This window comes from Agromyces rhizosphaerae (assembly GCF_027925245.1).
Lineage (GTDB): Bacteria > Actinomycetota > Actinomycetes > Actinomycetales > Microbacteriaceae > Agromyces > Agromyces rhizosphaerae.
In genome coordinates, this window is record NZ_BSDP01000001.1 from 1,842,256 (window position 1) to 1,862,858 (window position 20,603).

Consider the following 20,603-nt stretch of genomic DNA (forward strand, 5'->3'; position numbering starts at 1 on the left):
GCGGCCACGCGGCATCCGCCCGTCAGTGCCCGGCGCCGAGGCGCCCCGTGAGCCGCTCGCGCATCTTGACGCTGGCGTCGTTGAGGCCGACGAGTTCGACGGATGCCCCGTGCGCCTCGTACTTCGTCACGATGGCGTCGATCGCGGCGACCGTCGACGCGTCCCAGATGTGCGACGACGACAGGTCGATGACGACGCGCGACGGGTCGTCGGCGTACTCGAACTGCGTGGTGAGGTCGTTCGACGAGGCGAAGAACAGCTCGCCGGTCACGGTGTAGTGCACGATCTCGCCCTCGTCGTCCTCGCCGACCTTCCGGCCCACCGAGGTGAAGTGCGCGACGCGGCGCGCGAACAGCACCATCGCGATGACCACGCCGATGATGACGCCGATCGCGAGATTGTGCGTGACGACGACGATCGCGACCGTCGAGACCATGACGATCGTCTCGCTCAGGGGCATCCGCCGCAGGGTCGCCGGGTGGATCGAGTGCCAGTCGAAGGTCGCGACCGAGACCATGATCATGACGGCGACGAGCGCGGCCATCGGGATCAGCCCGACGATGTCGCCGAGGGCGACCACGAGGATCAGCAGGAACACGCCCGCGAGGAACGTCGAGATGCGCGTGCGCGCCCCCGAGACCTTCACGTTGATCATGGTCTGGCCGATCATGGCGCAGCCGCCCATTCCGCCGAAGAGGCCCGAGAGGATGTTCGCGGCGCCCTGGCCGAGCGACTCGCGGGTCTTGCGCGAGTGGGTGTCGGTGATCTCGTCGACGAGCTTCGCGGTCATGAGCGACTCGAGCAGGCCCACGAGGGCCATCGCGAGCGCGAACGGCGCGATGATCGTGAACGTCTCCCAGGTGAACGGCACGTTCGGGATGAACAGCTCGGGCAGGCTCTTCGGCAGCTCGCCCTGGTCGGCGACGTTCGGCACGCTCCAGCCCATGACGAGCACGATGCCGGTGATGATCACGATCGCCACGAGCGGCGCCGGCACGATCTTCGTCAGCCGAGGCAGCAGCACGATGATGATGATGCCCGCCGCGACGAGCGGGTAGACCAGCGCCGGCACGCCGAGGAGGTGCGGCAGCTGCGCCATGAAGATGAGGATCGCGAGCGCGTTGACGAACCCGACCATGACGCTGCGCGGGATGAACCGCATGAGCTTGGCCACGCCGAGCGCGCCGAGCACGAGCTGGAAGATGCCCGCCAGGATCACCGTCGCGATGAAGTACTCCATGCCGTAGTCGCGGGCGACCGGGGCGATGACGAGCGCGACCGCGCCCGTGGCCGCGGTGATCATGGCCGGCCGGCCGCCGAGGAACGCGATCGACACCGCCATCACGAACGACGAGAACAGGCCGACCCGCGGGTCGACGCCCGCGATGATCGAGAACGAGATGGCCTCGGGGATGAGCGCGAGCGCGACGACGAGGCCCGCGAGCACCTCCTTGGTGAGGATCCGCGGCGAGCGCAGCGCCTCCATGACGGAGGGGCGCGCGCGGTAGCGCTCGCGCTCGGCGGCGCGGTCGACGGTGGCGATGCTGGAGGTCATTCGGGGGCTCCGAGGGTCGTGTGACGATCGGTGCGCCCCATCGCGCACGCGGGAACAGCCGGTTGTTCGGCGAAAAGGGGGAGGCTCCGGCGGATCGCGCCGGTCATGACACCATACCCGACCGCCTCCGTGCTCCCCGCCTCGGTGCTCCCCGGATCGGGCGTGGCCCGCGGTTAGGCTGGCGCGCAGGGAGGGGTGCGCGTGGCAGCTGCAGCTCGGGCCGGATCCGTGGTCGTCTTCGGCTCGCTCAACGTCGACTCGACGAGCTACGTCGACCGCTTCCCGCTGCCCGGCGAGACGCTCGCGAGCACGGGGTTCGCGACCGCGCTCGGCGGCAAGGGCACGAACCAGGCGGTCGCGGCGCATCGGTCGGGTGCGGCGGTGCGCCTGGTCGCGAGGGTGGGGGCGGATGCCTCCGGCGACTTCGCCCTCGCCGAGCTCGCGCGCCACGGGCTCGACGTCGCCTCGATCGCCGCGGTGCCCGACGCCCCGACCGGCGTCGCGCAGATCACCGTCGACGCGTCGGGCGAGAACACGATCGTCATCACCGCGGGCGCGAACGCCGCCCTCACGCCCGAGCTGGTCGTGGAGCGGCACGACGACATCGCCGCCGCCGACCTCGTACTGACGCAGGGCGAGGTGCCCGCGCCGACCATCGAGCGGCTCGCGGCCGCGTGCGCCCGGTTCGGCACGCGCTTCGTGCTGAACCTCGCGCCGCCGATCGACGTGTCGCGCGGCGCACTCGCCGAGTGCGACCCGCTCGTGGTGAACGAGCACGAGGCGCGGTCGGTGGGCATCGCGCCGGAGGGCGCCGGGTCCGCCGACGACTGGTGGGGCGCGGCCGAGGCCGCGGTGGGCCGGGTCGCGCGCTCGGTGGTCGTCACGCTCGGCGCCGAGGGTGCGGTGGGCGCCGCCCCCGGCGTATCCGTCGCCTGTGCCGCCCCCGAGGTCGACGCCGTCGACACGACGGGTGCCGGCGACGGGTTCACCGGCACGCTCGCCGCGTTCCTCGCGGGCGGCGCCGAGCTCGACGAGGCCGTCGTGGCAGCGGTCGCGGCCGGCGGGCTCGCGGTGCAGCGCCGAGGCACGACCGACTCGTACGCGAGCCGCGACGAGATCCTGCAGGCGATGGAGGACGACGCATGACCGATCCGATCCCGCTGATCCTCGACTGCGACCCGGGGCACGACGACGTGTTCGCGCTCTGGCTCGCCGCCGCGAGCCCCGCGGTCGACCTGCGCGCGATCACGACGGTCGGGGGCAACGTGCCGCTCGAGTTCACGTCGATGAACGCGCGCATCGCGTGCACGGTCGCGGGCGTCGAGGTGCCGGTCGCGGCAGGGGCATCCGGCCCGCTCGTGAAGGTGCTGCAGACGGCGGAGTGGATCCACGGGGCGAACGGGCTCGGCGGCCCCGAGCTGCCCGAGCCGACGGTGCCGCTCGACGACCGCGACGCGACGACGCTGATGGCCGACGTGCTGGCCGAGGCATCCGAGCCCGTGGCGATCGTCGCGACCGGGCCGCTCACGAACGTGGCCGTCTTCCTGCGCGATCGCCCCGAGCTGGTCGACCGCGTGCGCGAGGTGGTCTGGATGGGCGGGTCCACCGAGCGCGGCAACGTCACGCCCTACGCCGAGTTCAACGCCTGGGTGGACCCCGACGCGGTCGCGATCGTGCTGGGCAGCGGCGTGAAGTTCACGATGGTGGGGCTGAACACCACCCACCGCGCGCTCGTCACGAGCGAGGTGCAGGCGCGCATCGCCACGGTCGGCAACCGCACCGCCGGGTTCGCCGACGAACTGCTCGACTACTTCTGCCACACCAACGCCGAGGTGTTCGGCCTGCCCGACGGGCCGCTGCACGACCCGGTGGCGGTGGCGGTGCTCACCGACCCGGGCTGCATCACGACCGTGCACACGCGACTCGACGTCGAGCTCGCCGGCACCGAGACGAGCGGCGCGACCGTGGTCGACTTCGACGGCATGCTCGCGCGCGAGCCGAACGCCCACGTGGCGGTCGACATCGACGTGCCCCGCTTCTGGAACGGCGTCGTCGACGCGGTCGCCCGCCTGGCCTAGGAGGGCGCTCCTACAGCTCGGTCTCGACGGGCTCGGATGCGACGAGCTCGTGCACCCCGTCGATGACCTCCGACGGGCGGAACGGGAACTTGTCGATCTCGCTCTGGTCGCTGATGCCGGTCATCACGAGGATCGTGTGCAGCCCCGCCTCGATGCCCGCGACGATGTCGGTGTCCATGCGGTCGCCGATCATCGCGGTGTTCTCCGAGTGCGCGCCGATCTTATTCAGCGCCGACCGGAACATCATCGGGTTCGGCTTGCCGACCACGTAGGGCTCGCGCCCGGTCGCCTTGGTGATCATCGCGGCGATCGCGCCGGTCGCGGGCAGCGGGCCCTCGGCGCTCGGGCCGGTGGCGTCCGGGTTGGTGACGATGAACCGCGAGCCCGTGCCGATGAAGCGGATCGCCTTCGTGATCGCGTCGAACGAGTAGTTGCGCGTCTCGCCGACGACCACGAAGTCGGGGTCCGACTCGGTCATGATGTAGCCCGCCTCGTGCAGCGCGGTCAGGATGCCCGCCTCGCCGATCACGAACGCGGTGCCGCCCGGCTGCTGCTGCTTCAGGAAGTCGGCGGTCGCGAGCGCCGAGGTCCAGATCGACTCCTCGGGAACGTCGAGTCCCGACCGCCGCAGGCGGGCCGACAGGTCGCGCGCCGTGAAGATCGAGTTGTTCGTCAGCACCAGGAAGGGGGTGCCGGTGTCACGCCACTGCTGCAGCAGCTCGGCCGCGCCGGGCAATGCGTGGTTCTCGTGCACGAGCACGCCGTCCATGTCGGTCAGCCAGCACTCGACCTCGTCACGTCGTCCCATGTGATCAGACTAGGGCTGCCGGCTGAGGGGGACATGCACGGATGCCACGGGGTCGCCGTGCCCCGATCGCGAGCGTGCGGCGGATTCGGCCGGGTCAGTTCAGCCGCTCCTCCCAGTCGTCCGGCACGTTGCCCGCCGGGCCGGGGCACGCCTGCTCCAGGGGCCGCGAGAACGGCGGCGACAGCGGAACGGGCCTGGCCGGCGCGTCGAGCTCGAAGTCCCAGAACCAGTCCTCGTCGGGCTCGAAGGTCGTCATGACCGGATGCCCGTGGGTCGCCGCGTGCTCGCGCGCGTGCCGTGCGGGCGACGAGTCGCAGCATCCGATGTGCCCGCACGCGACGCAGCGGCGCAGGTGCCACCACCATCCGCCGGCCTCGATGCAGGAGGCGCAGACGGTGCCCTGCGGCGGCTGCGCGAGCTCGGTCATGCCGGCACCTCCATCGCCGCGAGCGCCCGGTGCACGGATGCCACGGCGCTGGAGCCCTCGCCGACGGCGGCCGCGACGCGCTTCATCGAGCCGCGCCGCACGTCGCCCGCGGCGAACACCCCTGGGATCGACGTCTCGAACGGCAGTGGCATGCGGCCGATCGCCTGCCACTCGTCGCCGAGGCCGAGCACGTCGGCACCGGTGAGCACGAACCCGTGGTCGTCGCGGTCGACGTCGGCGAGCCAGCCGGTCGACGGCTCGGCGCCGATGAAGCAGAACAGCTGGCTGCAGGCGACGCGCTCCACAGAGGCATCCGCCCCGCCCGTCGCCCGGAGGCCGACCCCCTCGATCGCGCCCTCGCCGTACAGCTCGCCGACCTCGGTGCCGGTGCGCACCTCGATGCGCGGGTCCTCGCGGATGCGGTCGACGAGGTAGCTCGACATTCGCGCCCCGATGTCGTCGTTGCGCACGACCAGGTGCACGCGGCAGCCGCTCGCCGCCAGCGCGAGCGCGGCCTGCCCGGCGGAGTTCGCCCCGCCCACGACGACCACGTCGCGCCCCGCGGCCTGACGGATCTCGAGCGCCGTGGCGGCGTACGAGATGCCCGCGCCCTCGAACTCGGCCCAGCGGGGCAGGGCGAGCGTGCGGTACGAGACGCCGGTCGCGACGATCACGGAACGCGCGTCGACGGTCGTGCCGTCCGCGAGCACGAGCCGCAGCGGGCCGCCGTCGTGCTCGAGCCGCACGCCCTCGCACGGCGCGACGACCTGCACGCCGAACTTGAACGCCTGCAGCGACGCCTGCGCGGTGAGCGCGTCGCCGCTCACGCCGAACGGGAAGCCGAGGTAGTTCTCGATGCGCGACGTCGACGCCGACTGCCCGCCGGGCGCGACCGAGTCGAGCAGCACGGTGCGCAGGCCCTCGGATGCCCCGTAGATCGCGGCGGCCAACCCGGCGGGGCCCGCGCCGACGACGGCCAGGTCGACCGCGACGTCGTCGTCGGCCGTGTACGCGAGGCCGAGCAGCTCGGCCACCTGCCCGGGCGTCGCGTTGCGCAGGTACTCGCCCTGCACGATCGCGATGGGCAGGTCGTCGGGAGTGAGGTGGTGCACGTTCAGGTAGTCGGCCGGCACGTCGTCGGGATCGACCCAGGTGTGCACGAGCTCGAGCCGCTCGACGTACCGGCGCAGGGCGTGGCCCTCGACGGTGCGGTCGGATGCCACGATCTTCAGCGTCCATGCGGCGGGGCCCGAGCGCAGCTGCTCGCGCCTGGCCCACAGCGCCCGCAGCATGAGGTCGCACAGCTCGTCGTCCTCCGCCATGAGGCGGGTGAGCGCGGCGTGGTCGATGCGGTGCACCGTGCCCGCCTCGGAGACGCGTGCGGTCAGGAACGCGCGCTGCCCGTTGAGCAGCCCGAGCTCGCCGACGAACCCGCGCGGCCCCACGGTCGCGATCGTCGCCTCGCCCGCCCACGGCAGCGCGTCGCGCACGACGTCGACGGCTCCGCGCTCGACGAGCACCAGGTCGTACCAGCGCTCGCCGGTGTGGAACAGCACCTCACCCGGCTCGGTCTCCACGGCGACGCCGTATCGGGTCAGCCGCTCCCACTGCGCGTCCGTCAGCTGGGGCATGGCCGTCGTGTGCTCGGCTCCCATGCCCCCATCGTGCATCACGTCGGGCGCGGCGGGAAGGGGCGGGGCCGGTCGGGTCAGGCGGTCACCCAGATCGCCTCGGCGTGCGTGCGCGGCAGGTGCAGCGGCGCCGAGGCGACGGGCGCCGGCCCCGGGGCATCCGCTCGCCCTGCCGCCGACGCGGAGGCGATCGACGCGGGGTCGAGCTCGACCGTGACGGCGTCGGGCGTGGCCTCCGTGAGCGTCAGCACCGTGTCGAGGCCGACGCCCACCTCGACGAGGTCGCGCAGCACCGCGGGGTCGCGGTCGCTGATGCGCACCACGCGGCCGACATGGGCGACGGATGCCTCGGAGAGCAGCACCGCGTCGGCCTGCACGCGCGTGCCGTCGGCGTGGGGGATGGGGTCGCCGTGAGGGTCGCGGTCGGGCCGGCCGAGCCGGGCGTCGATCGCCTCGAGCAGCCGGTCGCTGAGCGCGTGCTCGAGCACCTCGGCCTCGTCGTGCACCTCGTCCCACGCGTAGCCCATCTCGCGCACGAGCCAGGTCTCGATGAGCCGGTGCCGCCGCACGACCGCGAGCGCCCGCGTGGTGCCGCCGGGCGTCAGCCGCACCGCGCCGTACGGCACGTGCGACACGAGCCCGGCCGCCGCCATCTTCTTGACCATCTCGGTGACCGAAGACGGGGCGACGCCGAGCTTGCCGGCGAGCACCGAGGGCGTGATCGGTTCGTCCTGCCACTCGGTGTGGCCGTAGATGGTCTTGAGGTAGTCCTCGACCGCGGGGCTCGTGGAGGCGGGCATCGGGGTCAGGATAGCGGCGGCGTTCAGGTGACGCTGGCCGCCACGTCGTCGGTGGGCGCCCCCGTGCGCCGAACGGGCGCTCGCCGCAGCATCCGCACCACCACGCCCTGCCGCGGGGCGAACAGGTACGCGATCGCGAACGCGACGCCCATCGCGAGCACGACCATGCCGCCCGACGACGTGTCGAGGTAGTAGCTCGCGTAGATGCCGGCCACGGCGCTCGCCGCGGCGATCGCGGGCGAGATCAGCAGCATCCGCCCGAACCGGTCGGTGAGCAGGTACGCGGTCGCGCCCGGGATGATCACCATCGCCACCACGAGCACCACGCCGACCGCCTGCAGCGCGACGACGACCGTGAGCGCGAGCAGGCCGAGCAGCAGCGCGCCGAGGGCGCGCGGGTTCAGGCCGATCGCGTTGGCGTGCGTCGGGTCGAACGCATAGAGGGTGAGGTCGCGGCGCTTGAACACGAGGATCGCGAGCGTGAGTGCGCCGAGGCCGAGCACCTGCACGAGGTCGGCGGTGTTCACGCCGAGCAGGTTGCCGAAGAGGATGTGCCCGAGGTCGGTCTGGCTCGGGAAGACCGAGATGAGCACGATGCCGAGCGCGAACAGGGTCGTGAACACCACGCCGATCGCGGCGTCCTCCTTCACCCGGCTCGTCGAGCGCACGAGGAAGATGAGTGCGACCGCGGCGAACCCGAACACGAGCGCGCCGACCGCGAACGGCGTGCCGAGCAGGTACGCGATCACGACGCCCGGCAGCACGGCGTGCGACACGGCGTCGCCGAGCAGCGACCAGCCGATGAGCACGAGCCAGCAGCTCAGCACGCCGCAGACTATCGCCGCGGTCACGGTGACCGCGAGGGCGCGCTGCATGAAGTCGTAGGTCAGCGGTTCGAGGAGGAAGTCGATCACGCCGCCTCCTCGGGCCGGCGCAGCACGTCGAGGCCGAATGCCCGCACGAGGTGCTCGGGCTGCAGCACGACCTCGGGCGCGCCGTGCACGAGCACGCGCCGCAGGAACAGGATCGCCTCGTCGGCGAGGTCGGCCAGCGCGTGCAGATCGTGGGTCGAGACGAGCACCGTCGCACCGCCCTCGGCGAGCTCGCGCAGCAGTTCGGTGATGGTCGCCTCGGTGCGCTTGTCGACGCCCGCGAACGGCTCGTCGAGCAGCAGGATGCGCGCCCCCTGCGCGAGGCCGCGTGCGACGAAGGCGCGCTTGCGCTGCCCGCCCGACAGTGCGCCGATCTGGCGGCCGGCGAGGTCGGCGAGCTCGACCCGCTCGAGCGCGTGGTCGACGGCCTCGTGGTCGGCGCGGCGCGCACGACGGGTGGGTCCCTGGAACCCGTAGCGCCCCATCATCACGACGTCGCGCACGCTGAGCGGGAACGACCAGTCGACGTCCTCGCTCTGGGGCACGTAGCCGATCGCTCCGGCCTTGCGGGCTGCCTTCGCAGGCCCGCCGTCGATCGTGATGCTGCCGGTGTCGGGCCGCACCATGCCCATGATCGCCTTGAAGAGGGTCGACTTGCCCGACCCGTTCATGCCGACGAGTCCGCAGACGCGGCCGGCGCCGATCTCGAGCGAGGCGTCGTCGACGGCGAGCACGTCGCCGTAGCGCACGGTGAGGTGCTCGACCGCGATGGCGGGGTCGGTGGCGGATGCCCGGGGGCCGGTCGCGCCCGTCATCCCGCGCTCCCCGTGAGGGCCTGCACGATCGTGTCGGCGTCGTGGCGCAGCAGTTCGAGGTACGTCGGCACGGGGCCGCCGGGCTCGGAGAGCGAGTCGACGTAGAGGGTGCCGCCGAACGCGGCATCCGTCGCCTCGACCACCTGCTGCATGGGCTTGTCGCTCACCGTCGACTCGCAGAACACGGCCGGCACGTCGTTGTCGCGCACGAACTCGATCGCGCCCGCGATCTGCTGCGGGGTGGCCTGCTGCTCGGCGTTGACGGCCCAGATGTAGCGCTCGGTGAGCCCGGCGTCGCGGGCCAGGTACGAGAAGGCGCCCTCGCAGGTGACAAGCGCCCGCTCGGCCTCGGGGAGGGTGGCGAGCTCGGCGACCAGCTCGTCGTGCACGGCCCGCAGCTCGTCGGAGTAGGCGGCGGCGTTCGCCGCGTACGCCTCGGCGTTGTCAGGGTCGAGCTCGGCGAACGCGTCGGCCATGTTCGCGGCGTAGACCTGCACGTTGAGCGGCGACATCCAGGCGTGCGGGTTCGGCAGGCCCGCGTACGCGTCCTCGGTGATCGACATCACCTCGACGCCCTCGCTCACCACGACGTGCGGCACGTCGAGCCCCTCGACGAACTGCGCGAACCACGCCTCGAGGTTCAGCCCGTTGTCGAGGATGAGGTCGGCATCGGCTGCGCGCCGCAGGTCGCCGGGCGTCGGCTCGTACCCGTGGATCTCCGCGCCCACCTTCGTGATCGACTCGACCCGCAGGTGCTCGCCGGCGACCTCCTGTGCGATGTCCTGCAGCACCGTGAACGTGGTGAGCACGACCGGGCGGTCGTCGTCGTCCCCGTTCGCGGCAACGGAGCATCCGGCCAGCGCGAGTGCGGCCGCGACGGCGCCCGCGATCGCGGCGACGGCGCGTGCGCTGCGGCGTCGGCCCGGGGCATCCGTCGACCTTTTCGGCATGCCGAAATCGTACACACTTTTCGGGTCGCCGAAAAGCAGGCGAGCGGATGCCGCGTGTCGGCGTTCGCGGCGTCGCCGCTGCCGCCCGGGGCATCCGCCGTAGCCTTGGGGCGTGCAGACCTCATCCGAGCCCGAGCGCGCGCCCGAGGGGCAGTCCGTGGCGCAGCCCGAGCCGAGCCCCGAGCGCTCGACGCACGGCGTCGGCCCGTGGCCCGGCGGGCCGGACGAGTGGCCCGACGACCCGCGCTTCGACCCCGAGCTGCTCGCGGCGGGCGACACGCGCAACGTGATCGACCGGTACCGCTACTGGCGCATGGACGCGATCGTGGCGGATCTCGACGAGCGCCGGCATCCGTTCCACGTGGCCATCGAGAACTGGCAGCACGACATGAACATCGGCTCGATCGTGCGCAGCGCGAACGCGTTCGCGGCCGACACCGTGCACATCATCGGCCGCCGGCGCTGGAACAAGCGCGGCGCGATGGTGACCGACCGCTACCAGCACGTCGACCACCACGACGACATCGCATCGTTCGTCGACTGGGCGCGCGAGGCGGGCGTGCCGATCATCGCGGTCGACAACGTGCCCGGCGCGGTGCCGATCGAGACGTTCGCCTGGCCGGAGACCTGCGTGCTCCTGTTCGGGCAGGAGGGACCCGGACTCTCGCCCGAGGCGACCGCTGCCGCCGACGCGGTCGTCGAGATCGCCCAGTTCGGCTCGACCCGCTCGATCAACGCCTCCGCGGCCGCCGCGATCGCGATGCACTCCTGGGTGCTCGCCCACGCCGACCTGCCCGGCTGACCGGCGCTCGCGAACGGTCATCTCGTCGTTTCGGCCAGCCCGCGGCGTCGCGGCCAGCCGTGCACGACTGGCCGGCGCGGCGCAGGCTGGCCGGCACGCTCAATTCGCGCGGGCACGTCGGATTCGGCGTGCCGAACCGAGTTCGACGTGCCGGCGCGTCTGCAGCGGGTCGCTTCCACGTGACGGCCAGCCCGCGGCGTCGCGGCCAGCCGTGCACGACTGGCCGGCGCGAGGCGGACTGGCCGGCGCGAGGCAGACTGGCCGGCACGCTCGACTCGATCGGGCACGTCGAATTCGGCGTGCCGAACCGAGTTGAACGTGCCGAAACGACCGGCCCGTGAGGAACTGGCGCGACGCGTCAGTCGGTGCCGAGGTCGAACGCGGCCGCCTCGTTCGCGGCGTCGGTCGCCGCCTCGAGGTCGCGGTCGTGCACCTCGCCCGCCGGCTCGCCCACGATCGCGAGCGCCTCGCCCTCGGTGAGGTCGCCCACGAGCGACGCGGTCGCGCCGCCCACGATGCCGAGGTGCGCGTACTGCTCGAGGCGTGCGCGCGAGTCGGCGATGTCGAGGTTGCGCATCGTCAGCTGTCCGATGCGGTCCTCGGGGCCGAAGGCCTGGTCGCCGACACGCTCCATCGAGAGCTTGTCGGGGTGGTACGACAGCGCGGGGCCCGACGTGTCGAGGATCGTGTAGTCGTCGCCGCGGCGCAGGCGCAGCGTGACCTCGCCGGTCACGGCCGAGCCGACCCAGCGCACGATCGACTCGCGCAGCATCAGCGACTGCGGGTCGAGCCAGCGGCCCTCGTACATGAGGCGCCCGAGGCGGCGGCCCTCGTTGTGGTAGTTCGCGACGGTGTCCTCGTTGTGGATCGCGTTCAGCAGCCGCTCGTACGTGATGTGCAGCAGCGCCATGCCCGGCGCCTCGTAGATGCCGCGCGACTTCGCCTCGATGATGCGGTTCTCGATCTGGTCGCTCATGCCGAGCCCGTGGCGGCCGCCGATCGCGTTCGCCTCGAGCACGAGCGCCACCGGGTCGGAGTACTCCACGCCGTTCAGCGCCACCGGGCGGCCCTGCTCGAACCGTACGGTCACGTCCTCCGCGGCGATCTCGACGTCCTCGCGCCAGAACTGCACGCCCATGATCGGCTCGACGATGGTCACGCCCGCGTCGAGGTCCTCGAGCTTCTTCGCCTCGTGGGTCGCGCCCCAGATGTTCGCGTCGGTCGAGTAGGCCTTCTCGACGGATGCCCGGTACGGCAGGTCGCGCGCCTGCAGCCACTCGCTCATCTCGGTGCGGCCACCGAGCTCGGTCACGAAGTCGGCGTCGAGCCACGGCTTGTAGATGCGCAGCCGCGGGTTGGCCATGAGGCCGTAGCGGTAGAACCGCTCGATGTCGTTGCCCTTGTAGGTGGAGCCGTCGCCCCAGATGTCGACGCCGTCCTCCATCATGGCGCGCACGAGCAGCGTGCCCGTGACCGCGCGGCCGAGCGGCGTGGTGTTGAAGTACGTCTTGCCGCCCGAGCGGATGTGGAAGGCGCCGCACTGCAGCGCGACGAGGCCCTCCTCGACGAGCGCGGCCTTGCAGTCGACCAGGCGCGAGATCTCGGCGCCGTACTCGATCGCGCGGCCGGGCACGGCCTCGACGTCCGGCTCGTCGGGCTGGCCGAGGTCGCCCGTGTAGGTGCAGGGCACGGCGCCCTTCTCGCGCATCCAGGCGACGGCCACCGAGGTGTCCAGACCGCCGGAGAAGGCGATGCCGACGCGCTCGCCGGCGGGAAGGGAAGTGAGGACCTTGGACATGCGTACCAGCCTACTTGCGCGCGCGTGCGCGACCTGAATCGTGACGGGGCGGGCGAGGGCGGCGGATGCCTCTGAGCGGGCGTCCGGCTCGAGGCATCCGTCACCCGGCACTGTGCAGCGGATGCCGCTGGGTCTACCGTTGCCTCATGACCGAGATCACCGACGATCTTCCCGCCCGTCTGCTGCACGAGGAGCACTCCGGGTGGCGCGCCATCCTCGACGGCCACGGCGGCGAGCACTACACCCGCGCGATGACGCGCGACGGACTCATGATCGTGGAGGGCGCCGTGCTCGGCCGCGACGAGATGATGCAGGCGTTCGCGGGCACCGCGCCGTGGGAGCACTACGAGATCCACGAGCCGGCCGTGGTGCGGCTCGGCGACCGGGCCGGCGTGCTCGCCTACCGGGCGGTCGCCCGCCGCGGCGACGACGAGGTGCAGCTGCGCATGTCGACCACGTACCTCTACGAGGGCGGGGCGTGGCACGTGGCCGCGCACCAGCAGACCCCGGCCTGAGGCTGCCGACCGGCGCATCCGTTGTCCGGTTTTCGTACGGCCGGCCGTCATGACCCGGGCTGAAACGGGGCCTCGCGATAGAGTGAAGTGTGAGCGCAGACGAGACGAACGGGCGTACCGAACGGTACCTGCCCGATGAGACCGCCGTACGCGAGGCGCTCCAGGGGGGCGGGCGAGCAGACGTCGCCCGCATCGTGGGGGCATATCCGCAGTCGCCGCTGGCCTGGGCAGAACTCGCCGACATCGCCGACTCCGAGGGTCGCGTGACCGACACGTATGCGAGCGCGACGGTCGCCGTCGATCGCGCGCGCGAGGTGCTGCGCGAGTCCGGCTGGCAGCCGGGCGACGCCGTGCTCTGGTCGCACGAGCCCAACCGCGCCTACCTCCGCGCGCTCGACGCGAAGCGCCGCTCGGCCAACGTGCTGGGGCTGGCCGCCGAGGCCGGTGCCGCCGCCGACGAGCTCGCCGCTGCCGACCCGGACGCGCAGATGCGCATCCACTCGGAGTTCACGCCGACCCAGGTGATCAACGTCGAAGAGGTGCAGGCCATGCTCGCCGAGCGCATGGCGGCGCAGGTCGCCGAGGCCGAGGCGGCGATCGCCGCGGCGGATGCGGCCGGGCCGACCCCGTACGCCGAGCAGCCCGCGTACTCCGAACCGGTCGCGCCGCCCGCGCCCGTCGGAGCCGCCTACGCGGCGGCCTCCGACGTGCCGCCGATGGTCGCGCCCGAGGCCGACCAGGCCGTGCCCGCACCGGTGCCCGCGAGCTGGGCGTTCGACGGTGCGCCGGCGCCGTCGTACACGCCCGGATACGGGGAGGCGGCCGCGCCCGCCGCCGAGGAGGAGTCCCCGCACGACACCGCGGAGATCCCCGACGACGTCGACGGGTCCACGCCCGGCCCCGAGGCATCCGCCGCCCCCGCCGACGAGGGCGAGCCGGTCTCGGTCGACGAGAACGACGGAGGGCGCTGACGTGCCGGCGATCATCCTGATCGGTGCGCAGTGGGGTGACGAAGGCAAGGGCAAGGCGACCGACCTGCTCGGTCCGCGCGTCGACTACGTCGTCAAGTTCAACGGCGGCAACAACGCGGGCCACACCGTCGTCGTGGGCGACGAGAAGTACGCGCTGCACCTGCTGCCCTCGGGCATCCTGACCCCCGGCGTCACGCCGGTCATCGCCAACGGCGTGGTGGTCGACATCGAGGTGCTCTTCGACGAGCTCACCGCGCTGTCGTCGCGCGGCGTCGACGTGTCGAAGCTGCGCATCAGCGCCAACGCGCACGTCATCACGCAGTACCACCGCACGCTCGACAAGGTGACCGAGCGCTTCCTCGGCAAACGCCAGATCGGCACGACCGGTCGCGGCATCGGGCCCGCCTACGCCGACAAGATCAACCGCGTCGGCATCCGCATGCAGGACCTCTTCGACGAGAACATCCTGCGCCAGAAGGTCGAGGGCGCGCTCGACCAGAAGAACCACCTGCTGCTGAAGGTCTACAACCGCCGCGCCATCGGCGTCGACGAGATCGTCGACGACCTGCTCTCGTACGCCGAGCGCCTGCGACCGATGGTCACCGACACCGCGCTGCTGCTGCACCAAGCGCTCGACGCGGGCGACACCGTGCTGTTCGAGGGCGGCCAGGCGACCATGCTCGACGTCGACCACGGCACGTACCCGTTCGTCACGTCGTCGAACGCGACGTCGGGCGGCGCGATCACCGGCTCCGGCATCGCACCGAACCGCGTCGACCGCGTGATCGCCGTCGTGAAGGCGTACACGACCCGAGTCGGCGCCGGCCCGTTCCCGACCGAGCTGTTCGACGAGTCGGGCGAGTTCCTCCGCTCGAAGGGCTTCGAGTTCGGCACGACCACCGGCCGCCCGCGCCGCTGCGGCTGGTACGACGCGCCGATCGCGCGCTACACGGCACGCATCAACGGCGTCACCGACTTCGTGCTGACCAAGCTCGACGTGCTCACCGGGCTCGAGACGATCCCGGTCTGCGTCGGCTACGACGTCGACGGCACGCGCTTCGACGAGATCCCGGTCAGCCAGTCGGACTTCCACCACGCGACGCCGATCTACGAGGAGTTCCCCGGCTGGACCGAGGACATCACCGGCGCTCGTTCGTTCGACGACCTGCCGAAGGCCGCACAGGACTACGTGCTCGCGATCGAGGCGATGAGCGGCGCGCGCATCTCGGCGATCGGCGTCGGCCCCGGCCGCGACGCGATCGTCGTGCGCCACGACCTGCTCGACTGACGTTTCGGGTCACTTTTCAGGAAGGCTGCCCGGATCTGCCCGACCCGTCGCCGGGTGTGTGCGGCACTTTTCAGGAGCCGCCGCGGGCCTGTGGCGCAGATCGCCGCAGCCTCGGGCTCTCGCGCACGAGATCGGCGGCGGGCAGTGGCCCGATGCATGAATCTGCACCGGCACTCGGGCTGCTTCCTGAAAAGTGACGGATGCCCGTGAGCCGGCGCTCCTGAAAAGTGCCGCGCTTCAGGGGGCGGCGATCAGCTCGAGCACCTCGCCCTCGTGCAGCGCGAGGTAGACGCGATCGCGCAGCGCGTTCGCCTCGGCGTCGGTGAGCGTGCGGTCGAGCGGGCGCAGCACGAGGCGCACCAGCGCGTTGCGGTCGCCCGGCCTTGTGCGCAGGCGTTCGCGGGCCGCGGCGGGCAGCTCGGCGGCATCCGTCACCGCCAGCACCTCGAGCGACTCGAGCACGTCGGCCTCTGCGCCGAGCGCGTCGCGCGCCCGGTCGCCGAGCAGCTCGTCGTCGACGTCGTCCGCGACCACAATCGACAGGTCGCGGCGCACGGCGGGCTGCGACGACACGGGCCGCCACGGCTCGAGGTCGCGCATCTGCGCGGCGACGAGCGGGTGCGCCGAGCGCAGCATCCGGATGTCGGGGATGCCCTTGCGCAGCATGAGCGCGCGGTCGAGGCCCATGCCGAGCGCGACCCCGGTCCAGAGGTGCGGGTCGAGGCCCGCGCGGCGGATCACCCCGCGATCGATCGCGCCGCACTCGGCGAGCTCGACCCACTCGCCGTCGTGCCAGACGTCGACCTGCCGGCCGTCGCGGGTGTACGGATGCCTCGCCGGCACCTGTCGCCACCGCGCGCCCGGCAGCACAGCCTCGACGACCGCGCCCGCGAGCTCGTCGAGCGTCTCGCCCGGCAGGTAGCCGCGGTCGGCGACGCGCCAGAGGTCGAGCTGGTGCGGGGTGCCGACGTGCAGCCGGTCGACGGCGTCGCGGCGGTGGGTCACGCCGGGGAGGGCATGCACGACGTCGTAGCCGCGTGGGGGATCGGCGGCCAGGCCGCGCAGGATCGCCGGCATGCCCGAGCTGGTGTGGCTGCGCAGCATCACGCCGGGGGCGACGTACCGCGTGTAGCGGGCGTCGCGGGTGACGTCGGCGGGGTCGTAGCCGAGGTGGTCGTAGTTGTCGGCGACGGTCACGAGCGGGGTCGAGCGGGTCACGGCGACGGGCGCGCCCCAGAGGGCGCCGACGGCGTCGAGCACGTCGGCCAGCACGAGCTGCATGGCGTGAGCGCCCTGGGCGGGGTCGGCGAGGTCGCGCACGGCGAGGGCGTGGCGCACGGCGTCGGCCGTGAGGAGTTGCTCGGTGGGAGCGGGCCCGGGAGCGGATCCCGGGGTCGGTTCGGCGAGGGTGGGCATTGCGGAGTCCTTTGCGAGTCGGTGCGGAGGGAGGATGCTCCCCCGTCCGGTCCGACTCACCGGGACGTCGCGGCCCGACTAGCGTGCGCGCATCGACGATCGCCCCGGGCCGGTTGCCGGCCGGGGGCGAGGAAATCGCCGGGCGTACGCCATGCGCATGAGGATAGCGGCATTCAGGGGCATCCGCCGCCCGTGAATGTTCAGCGCGAGCCCGCGGACGGGTGCGGCGCGCGACCGCGCACCAGCAGCAGCGCGAACACGACCGCGGACGTCAGGCCGGTGGCCAGTGCGACGGCCGCGAGCGGTGTCGTCGACAGAGGACCGGCCAGCCCGACGAGCGGCGCCGCAGCTGCGCCGGCGACGAACCGGCTCAGGCCGAGCACCGACGACGCCGTGCCCGCGAACGCGGGGTAGTCGGTGAGCGCCATCGTCGTGGACGGCGGGGAGACGGCGGCCGCGCCTGCGGCGATGAGCAGGAACGCCCCCACCATGACGGCGAGGGGCGGTGGGGCCGAGGCGGTGGCCGCGAGCACCGTCGCGCCCGCGATGACGAGCGCGATGCCCGTCGCGAACACTACGCGCTCGCCCCACCGCTCGGCCGCTCGGCCCGCGGTGAACCCGAACGCGGCGAAGCCCGCGGCATTGACCCCGATGACCAGGGCGTATTGCGCGGGCGAGAGCCCGAAGAGGTCCTGCAGCACGAACGGCGCGGCCGCGAGGTACGCGAAGTACGTCGCCGAGGTGAGCGAGCTCGCGGCGGTCGCGCCGACGAAGCGTCGATCGCGGGCGAGTACGGCCAGGTGGGCGAGCGTGTGGCCGGCCCCGCCCGTGACGCGACGCTCGACCGGAAGGGTCTCGCGGAACGAGACGGCGACGGCGAGTGTGATGACGAGCCCGAACGCGGCGAGGAGCACGAAGAAGCCCTGCCACGCCACGTGCGCCGCGAGGACGCCTCCGATGACGGGCGCGACGATCGCCGCGAGACCCGAGAGCACGACGATGCGGCCGTTGTAGCGGTTGAGGCGCGGGCCCTCGTAGAGGTCGCGGCCGCAGGCCTGGGCGATCACGAGGCCGAACCCGCCGGCCGCGCCCTGCACGAGCCGGAGCACCACGAGGAGGGTGATCGAGTCGCTGAACGCGCAGGCCAGCGACGCGACGGTGTAGACGACGAGGCCGCTGAGCAGCACGACGCGGCGACCGTAGCGGTCGGAGAGCGGGCCGGCGATCACCTGCCCCAGGGCGAGGCCGAGCAGGCACGTCGTCATGGTGAGCTGCGCCGCCGAGGTGGTGGTCGCCAGATCCGCTGCAAGGCTCGGCAGGACCGGCAGGTAGAGGTCCATCGACAGCGGTCCGAAGATGGTGAGCGTCGCGAGGATGACCGCGATCCAGATCGGCGACTCGCGCAGCCGATGCAGCGGCGTGCGTGCGGCCGCGCCGGCGGACGGGGTCATCGAGCATTCACCTCGTCGCGCCAGGCGAGCCACTCCGACACGAGCGACGCGTCGTAGCCGTCGCCGTCGAGCCCGAGTGTGAAGATCGTCGCGCCGAGGGCGTGGAGGTCGTCCGCCTCGGCGAACGTGCGGTGCGCGATCGTGTCGACGACGCCGGCCGAAACCTCGATCTCGGTGACGTCGCGCCCGACGGCGTCGGCGTGGGCGGCGAGCACCGACAGCTTGTGCTCCATCTCGGAGGCATCCGAGTAGCTGTGCCAGATGTCGGCATGCCGCGCGACGATCCGCAGGGTCTTCTTCTCGCCTGCGCCGCCGATCAGCACCGGGATCTTGCGGGTCGGCGGCGGGTTGAGCTTCGCCCAGCGGCCCTCGATCGTCGGCAGGTCGGCGGCGAGGGCGTCGAGACGCGACCCGACCGTGCCGAACTCGAACCCGTACTCGTCGTAGTCGCGCTCGAACCAGCCCGAGCCGGTGCCGAGGATGAACCGGCCCATGCCCGTGCCGTGCGCGCTGATGTGGTCGATGGTGCGCGCCATGTCGGCCTGCAGGTGCGCGTTGCGGTAGCTGTTGCAGTTCACCAGGGCTCCCAGCTCGACCCGGCGGGTCTGCTCGGCGAGCGCGGCGAGCATGGTCCACGACTCGAAGTGCAGCCCGTCGCGATCGCCGTAGAGCGGGAAGAAGTGGTCCCAGTTGAAGAGGATGTCGACGCCCAGCTCCTCGAGCTCGGCGGCGCGGTCGCGGATGGTCTCGTAGCGGGCGTGCTGCGGCTGCAGCTGGACGCCGATGCGGACGGGGCGGGTGGTGGGGGTGGGCGTGGTGCTCATCGAGGGGCTCCTTGGTGTGCGGTAGCGGTGCGGATGCGGGTGGGAAGCGCCGGTCGGCGCGCGACGACCAGGTGCGGTCAGTCCGTCGCGGGCTCGAATCGGAGGGCGCACGTCGGTGCGCAGGCGACGATCTCGTCGAGCCCCGAGGTGACGGATGCGACGAGCACGAGTCCGTCGTCGGGCACGCTCGTGCCGTCGGCCGAGAACACGTAGAGGCTGCGGTCCTGGGCCCGGTAGGCCACGTCGCTGGCGCGGTAGCCGTCGGCGGGCACGGTGGGCGCGAACCGGAGCGGGAACGTGAGCGAGGCGACGACGGCGTGCCCGAAGCGCTGCTCGAACTCTGTGGAGGCGAGGGCGTCGCCCGAGAGCTGTCGCTCGACGGCGGGGTCGTGCCACTCGACCTCGACCGCAGTGGCGGCCGACCGGTCGGGAACATCGGCGAGGTGCGCCGGAAGGATGGTCAGCAGGCCGGCTGCTGCGACGACGGAGGCCGTCACCAGGGACGCCACCCGACCAGTCGATGCGACGCGGGCGGTCGTCGTGCGGGAGGTGAGTACTGTCATGCGGCCAGTGAACCGCTCGCCTCGCGGGCGCGGGAGTCCCGCCCCTGACGCGCCCTGACAGGGCACCCCAGTACGGCTCGACACCGACGTAACCTGTGGGCATGGAGACGCACGACGAGGTTCGCGAGTTCCTCATGTCACGGCGTGCTCGGGTCGAGCCCGAGCAGGTCGGACTGCCGCGCGGCACCGACCGGCGTGTGCCGGGGCTGCGGCGCGGCGAGGCGGCCGCGCTCGCCGGCGTGAGCGTCGAGTACTACGCGCGCCTCGAGCGCGGGGCGATCGCCGGTGCATCCGGTGCCGTGCTCGACGGGCTCGCCAGGGCGCTGCTGATGGATGATGCGGAGCGCGAGCACCTCTACCGGCTGGCGTCCCGCTCCGGCCGGGCATCCGCCCCCTCGCCCAGGGGTCGCCGGAAGGGCGAGCGGGCCTGGCAGCCGTCGCCGAGCATGCAGTGGGTGCTCGACTCGATGCACGACGCCGCGGCGCTGGTCGGCAACGGGCGCACCGACCTGCTCGCGTACAACGCCCTCGGCGGGGCGCTCATGCACGAGATGATCGCCTCGTCGACGACGCCGACGCCGAACTTCGCTCGGTTCCTGTTCCTCGAACCCGTCGCGCGGCGCTTCTATCCCGACTGGGACGCGATGGCGGCCGTGAACGTGGCGCAGCTGCGCACCGAGGCGGGGCGCGACCCGCACAGCAAGCCGCTGCACGACCTCGTCGGCGAACTCTCGACGCGCAGCGACCGGTTCCGCGAGTTGTGGGGTCGCCACGACGTCTGGCACCACGAGTCGGGCACCAAGCGGTACCACCACCACGTGGTCGGCGACCTGACGCTCCACTTCAACGGGCTCGACGTCGTCGGCGAACCCGGCGTGCAGCTCACGGTGCTCACCGCGCAGCCCGGCAGCGCGGACGCCGAGGCGCTGCGGCTGTTGAGCAGCTGGGCGGCGACGCCGGAGCATGCGGTGGACGCTGAGGCGCCTGCGGAGCGGTCGTCGGGGTCGGCGGCCGGCTCGCGTACCTGAGCGGCTCCGGC

At 72.4% G+C, this 20,603-nt stretch carries 20 protein-coding genes; 7 read left to right on the top strand and 13 right to left on the bottom strand.

Annotation, left to right across the window (positions count from 1 at the left end):
- Positions 1-22: 22 nt before the first annotated feature.
- A complete protein-coding gene (locus QMG39_RS08675) occupies positions 23-1,555 on the bottom strand; it encodes a SulP family inorganic anion transporter (protein ID WP_281884067.1) in 1,533 nt (510 codons plus the stop codon).
- 201 nt (positions 1,556-1,756) lie between these two features.
- Between QMG39_RS08675 and QMG39_RS08680 the strand changes: the two genes are divergently transcribed.
- Together QMG39_RS08680 and QMG39_RS08685 are read left to right on the top strand one after the other, a co-directional pair.
- On the top strand, positions 1,757-2,701 hold the full coding sequence (locus QMG39_RS08680) for a ribokinase (protein WP_281884069.1): 945 nt from the start codon (positions 1,757-1,759) through the stop codon (positions 2,699-2,701).
- Positions 2,698-3,633 (top strand): nucleoside hydrolase, encoded by a 936-nt coding sequence (locus QMG39_RS08685; protein ID WP_281884071.1) that lies wholly within the window; start codon positions 2,698-2,700, stop codon positions 3,631-3,633. The genes QMG39_RS08680 and QMG39_RS08685 overlap by 4 nt, the downstream gene beginning before the upstream one ends.
- Before the next feature lie 10 nt (positions 3,634-3,643).
- Here QMG39_RS08685 and QMG39_RS08690 read toward each other — a convergent pair whose 3' ends face one another.
- The 7 genes from QMG39_RS08690 to QMG39_RS08720 all read right to left on the bottom strand — a co-directional run bounded on the left by QMG39_RS08690 (position 3,644) and on the right by QMG39_RS08720 (position 9,936).
- Complete coding sequence (locus QMG39_RS08690; RefSeq protein WP_281884073.1) at positions 3,644-4,441, bottom strand: HAD-IIA family hydrolase; 798 nt, start codon at positions 4,439-4,441, stop codon at positions 3,644-3,646.
- A gap of 94 nt (positions 4,442-4,535) precedes the next feature.
- Positions 4,536-4,868: a UBP-type zinc finger domain-containing protein gene (locus QMG39_RS08695; protein ID WP_281884075.1), complete on the bottom strand. Its 333-nt coding sequence runs from the start codon at positions 4,866-4,868 to the stop codon at positions 4,536-4,538.
- Positions 4,865-6,523 (bottom strand): FAD-dependent oxidoreductase, encoded by a 1,659-nt coding sequence (locus tag QMG39_RS08700; protein ID WP_281884077.1) that lies wholly within the window; start codon positions 6,521-6,523, stop codon positions 4,865-4,867. The genes QMG39_RS08695 and QMG39_RS08700 overlap by 4 nt, the downstream gene beginning before the upstream one ends.
- 53 nt (positions 6,524-6,576) lie before the next feature.
- Positions 6,577-7,299 (bottom strand): metal-dependent transcriptional regulator, encoded by a 723-nt coding sequence (locus QMG39_RS08705; RefSeq protein WP_281884079.1) that lies wholly within the window; start codon positions 7,297-7,299, stop codon positions 6,577-6,579.
- Positions 7,300-7,322: 23 nt separating this feature from the next.
- On the bottom strand, positions 7,323-8,210 hold the full coding sequence (locus tag QMG39_RS08710; protein WP_281887222.1) for a metal ABC transporter permease: 888 nt from the start codon (positions 8,208-8,210) through the stop codon (positions 7,323-7,325).
- Positions 8,210-8,986: a metal ABC transporter ATP-binding protein gene (locus QMG39_RS08715; RefSeq protein ID WP_281884081.1), complete on the bottom strand. Its 777-nt coding sequence runs from the start codon at positions 8,984-8,986 to the stop codon at positions 8,210-8,212. The genes QMG39_RS08710 and QMG39_RS08715 overlap by 1 nt, the downstream gene beginning before the upstream one ends.
- Positions 8,983-9,936 carry a metal ABC transporter substrate-binding protein gene (locus QMG39_RS08720; protein ID WP_281884083.1) on the bottom strand — a complete coding sequence of 318 codons (954 nt, stop codon included), beginning with the start codon at positions 9,934-9,936 and terminating at the stop codon, positions 8,983-8,985. The genes QMG39_RS08715 and QMG39_RS08720 overlap by 4 nt, the downstream gene beginning before the upstream one ends.
- 157 nt (positions 9,937-10,093) lie before the next feature.
- On the opposite strand from QMG39_RS08720, the gene QMG39_RS08725 reads away from it, so the two are divergent.
- Positions 10,094-10,738 carry a TrmH family RNA methyltransferase gene (locus QMG39_RS08725; protein WP_281887224.1) on the top strand — a complete coding sequence of 215 codons (645 nt, stop codon included), beginning with the start codon at positions 10,094-10,096 and terminating at the stop codon, positions 10,736-10,738.
- A 358-nt stretch (positions 10,739-11,096) separates the two neighbouring features.
- Here QMG39_RS08725 and argG read toward each other — a convergent pair whose 3' ends face one another.
- Positions 11,097-12,536, bottom strand: a complete 1,440-nt coding sequence (gene argG / locus QMG39_RS08730) for an argininosuccinate synthase (protein ID WP_281884084.1) — start codon at positions 12,534-12,536, stop codon at positions 11,097-11,099.
- 146 nt (positions 12,537-12,682) lie between these two features.
- On the opposite strand from argG, the gene QMG39_RS08735 reads away from it, so the two are divergent.
- The 3 genes from QMG39_RS08735 to QMG39_RS08745 all read left to right on the top strand — a co-directional run bounded on the left by QMG39_RS08735 (position 12,683) and on the right by QMG39_RS08745 (position 15,310).
- Positions 12,683-13,051 (top strand): DUF4440 domain-containing protein, encoded by a 369-nt coding sequence (locus tag QMG39_RS08735; RefSeq protein ID WP_281884085.1) that lies wholly within the window; start codon positions 12,683-12,685, stop codon positions 13,049-13,051.
- Positions 13,052-13,140: 89 nt separating this feature from the next.
- Positions 13,141-14,022 carry a DUF3151 family protein gene (locus QMG39_RS08740; RefSeq protein WP_281884086.1) on the top strand — a complete coding sequence of 294 codons (882 nt, stop codon included), beginning with the start codon at positions 13,141-13,143 and terminating at the stop codon, positions 14,020-14,022.
- 1 nt (position 14,023) lies between these two features.
- Positions 14,024-15,310: an adenylosuccinate synthase gene (locus QMG39_RS08745; protein WP_281884088.1), complete on the top strand. Its 1,287-nt coding sequence runs from the start codon at positions 14,024-14,026 to the stop codon at positions 15,308-15,310.
- 237 nt (positions 15,311-15,547) lie between these two features.
- Here the strand turns inward: QMG39_RS08745 and srmL are convergent, their stop codons facing one another.
- The 4 genes from srmL to QMG39_RS08765 form a co-directional block, all read right to left on the bottom strand.
- The gene (srmL, locus tag QMG39_RS08750; RefSeq protein WP_281884089.1) at positions 15,548-16,726 is read right to left on the bottom strand and encodes a PheS-related mystery ligase SrmL; all 1,179 of its coding nucleotides are present in this window, start codon (positions 16,724-16,726) and stop codon (positions 15,548-15,550) included.
- Positions 16,727-16,926: 200 nt separating this feature from the next.
- A complete protein-coding gene (locus QMG39_RS08755; protein ID WP_281884090.1) occupies positions 16,927-18,177 on the bottom strand; it encodes a multidrug effflux MFS transporter in 1,251 nt (416 codons plus the stop codon).
- The gene (locus tag QMG39_RS08760; protein WP_281884091.1) at positions 18,174-19,001 is read right to left on the bottom strand and encodes an LLM class F420-dependent oxidoreductase; all 828 of its coding nucleotides are present in this window, start codon (positions 18,999-19,001) and stop codon (positions 18,174-18,176) included. Before QMG39_RS08760 ends, QMG39_RS08755 begins: the two co-directional genes overlap by 4 nt.
- Before the next feature lie 77 nt (positions 19,002-19,078).
- Positions 19,079-19,510, bottom strand: a complete 432-nt coding sequence (locus QMG39_RS08765) for a hypothetical protein (protein ID WP_281884092.1) — start codon at positions 19,508-19,510, stop codon at positions 19,079-19,081.
- A gap of 155 nt (positions 19,511-19,665) precedes the next feature.
- Here QMG39_RS08765 and QMG39_RS08770 point away from each other — a divergent pair, with 155 nt between their 5' ends.
- On the top strand, positions 19,666-20,592 hold the full coding sequence (locus QMG39_RS08770; RefSeq protein WP_281884094.1) for a helix-turn-helix transcriptional regulator: 927 nt from the start codon (positions 19,666-19,668) through the stop codon (positions 20,590-20,592).
- Positions 20,593-20,603: the final 11 nt, after the last annotated feature.

Excerpts from the sequence above, each read along its gene's own strand:
- QMG39_RS08675 (WP_281884067.1), bottom strand. The coding sequence starts at position 1,555 with ATGACCTCCAGCATCGCCACCGTCGACCGCGCCGCCGAGCGCGAGCGC.
- QMG39_RS08685 (WP_281884071.1), top strand. The coding sequence starts at position 2,698 with ATGACCGATCCGATCCCGCTGATCCTCGACTGCGACCCGGGGCACGAC.
- QMG39_RS08690 (WP_281884073.1), bottom strand. The coding sequence starts at position 4,441 with ATGGGACGACGTGACGAGGTCGAGTGCTGGCTGACCGACATGGACGGC.
- QMG39_RS08695 (WP_281884075.1), bottom strand. The coding sequence starts at position 4,868 with ATGACCGAGCTCGCGCAGCCGCCGCAGGGCACCGTCTGCGCCTCCTGC.
- QMG39_RS08700 (WP_281884077.1), bottom strand. The coding sequence starts at position 6,523 with ATGGGAGCCGAGCACACGACGGCCATGCCCCAGCTGACGGACGCGCAG.
- QMG39_RS08705 (WP_281884079.1), bottom strand. The coding sequence starts at position 7,299 with ATGCCCGCCTCCACGAGCCCCGCGGTCGAGGACTACCTCAAGACCATC.
- QMG39_RS08715 (WP_281884081.1), bottom strand. The coding sequence starts at position 8,986 with ATGACGGGCGCGACCGGCCCCCGGGCATCCGCCACCGACCCCGCCATC.
- QMG39_RS08720 (WP_281884083.1), bottom strand. The coding sequence starts at position 9,936 with ATGCCGAAAAGGTCGACGGATGCCCCGGGCCGACGCCGCAGCGCACGC.
- argG (WP_281884084.1), bottom strand. The coding sequence starts at position 12,536 with ATGTCCAAGGTCCTCACTTCCCTTCCCGCCGGCGAGCGCGTCGGCATC.
- QMG39_RS08735 (WP_281884085.1), top strand. The coding sequence starts at position 12,683 with ATGACCGAGATCACCGACGATCTTCCCGCCCGTCTGCTGCACGAGGAG.
- srmL (WP_281884089.1), bottom strand. The coding sequence starts at position 16,726 with ATGCCCACCCTCGCCGAACCGACCCCGGGATCCGCTCCCGGGCCCGCT.
- QMG39_RS08755 (WP_281884090.1), bottom strand. The coding sequence starts at position 18,177 with ATGACCCCGTCCGCCGGCGCGGCCGCACGCACGCCGCTGCATCGGCTG.
- QMG39_RS08760 (WP_281884091.1), bottom strand. The coding sequence starts at position 19,001 with ATGAGCACCACGCCCACCCCCACCACCCGCCCCGTCCGCATCGGCGTC.
- QMG39_RS08770 (WP_281884094.1), top strand. The coding sequence starts at position 19,666 with ATGGAGACGCACGACGAGGTTCGCGAGTTCCTCATGTCACGGCGTGCT.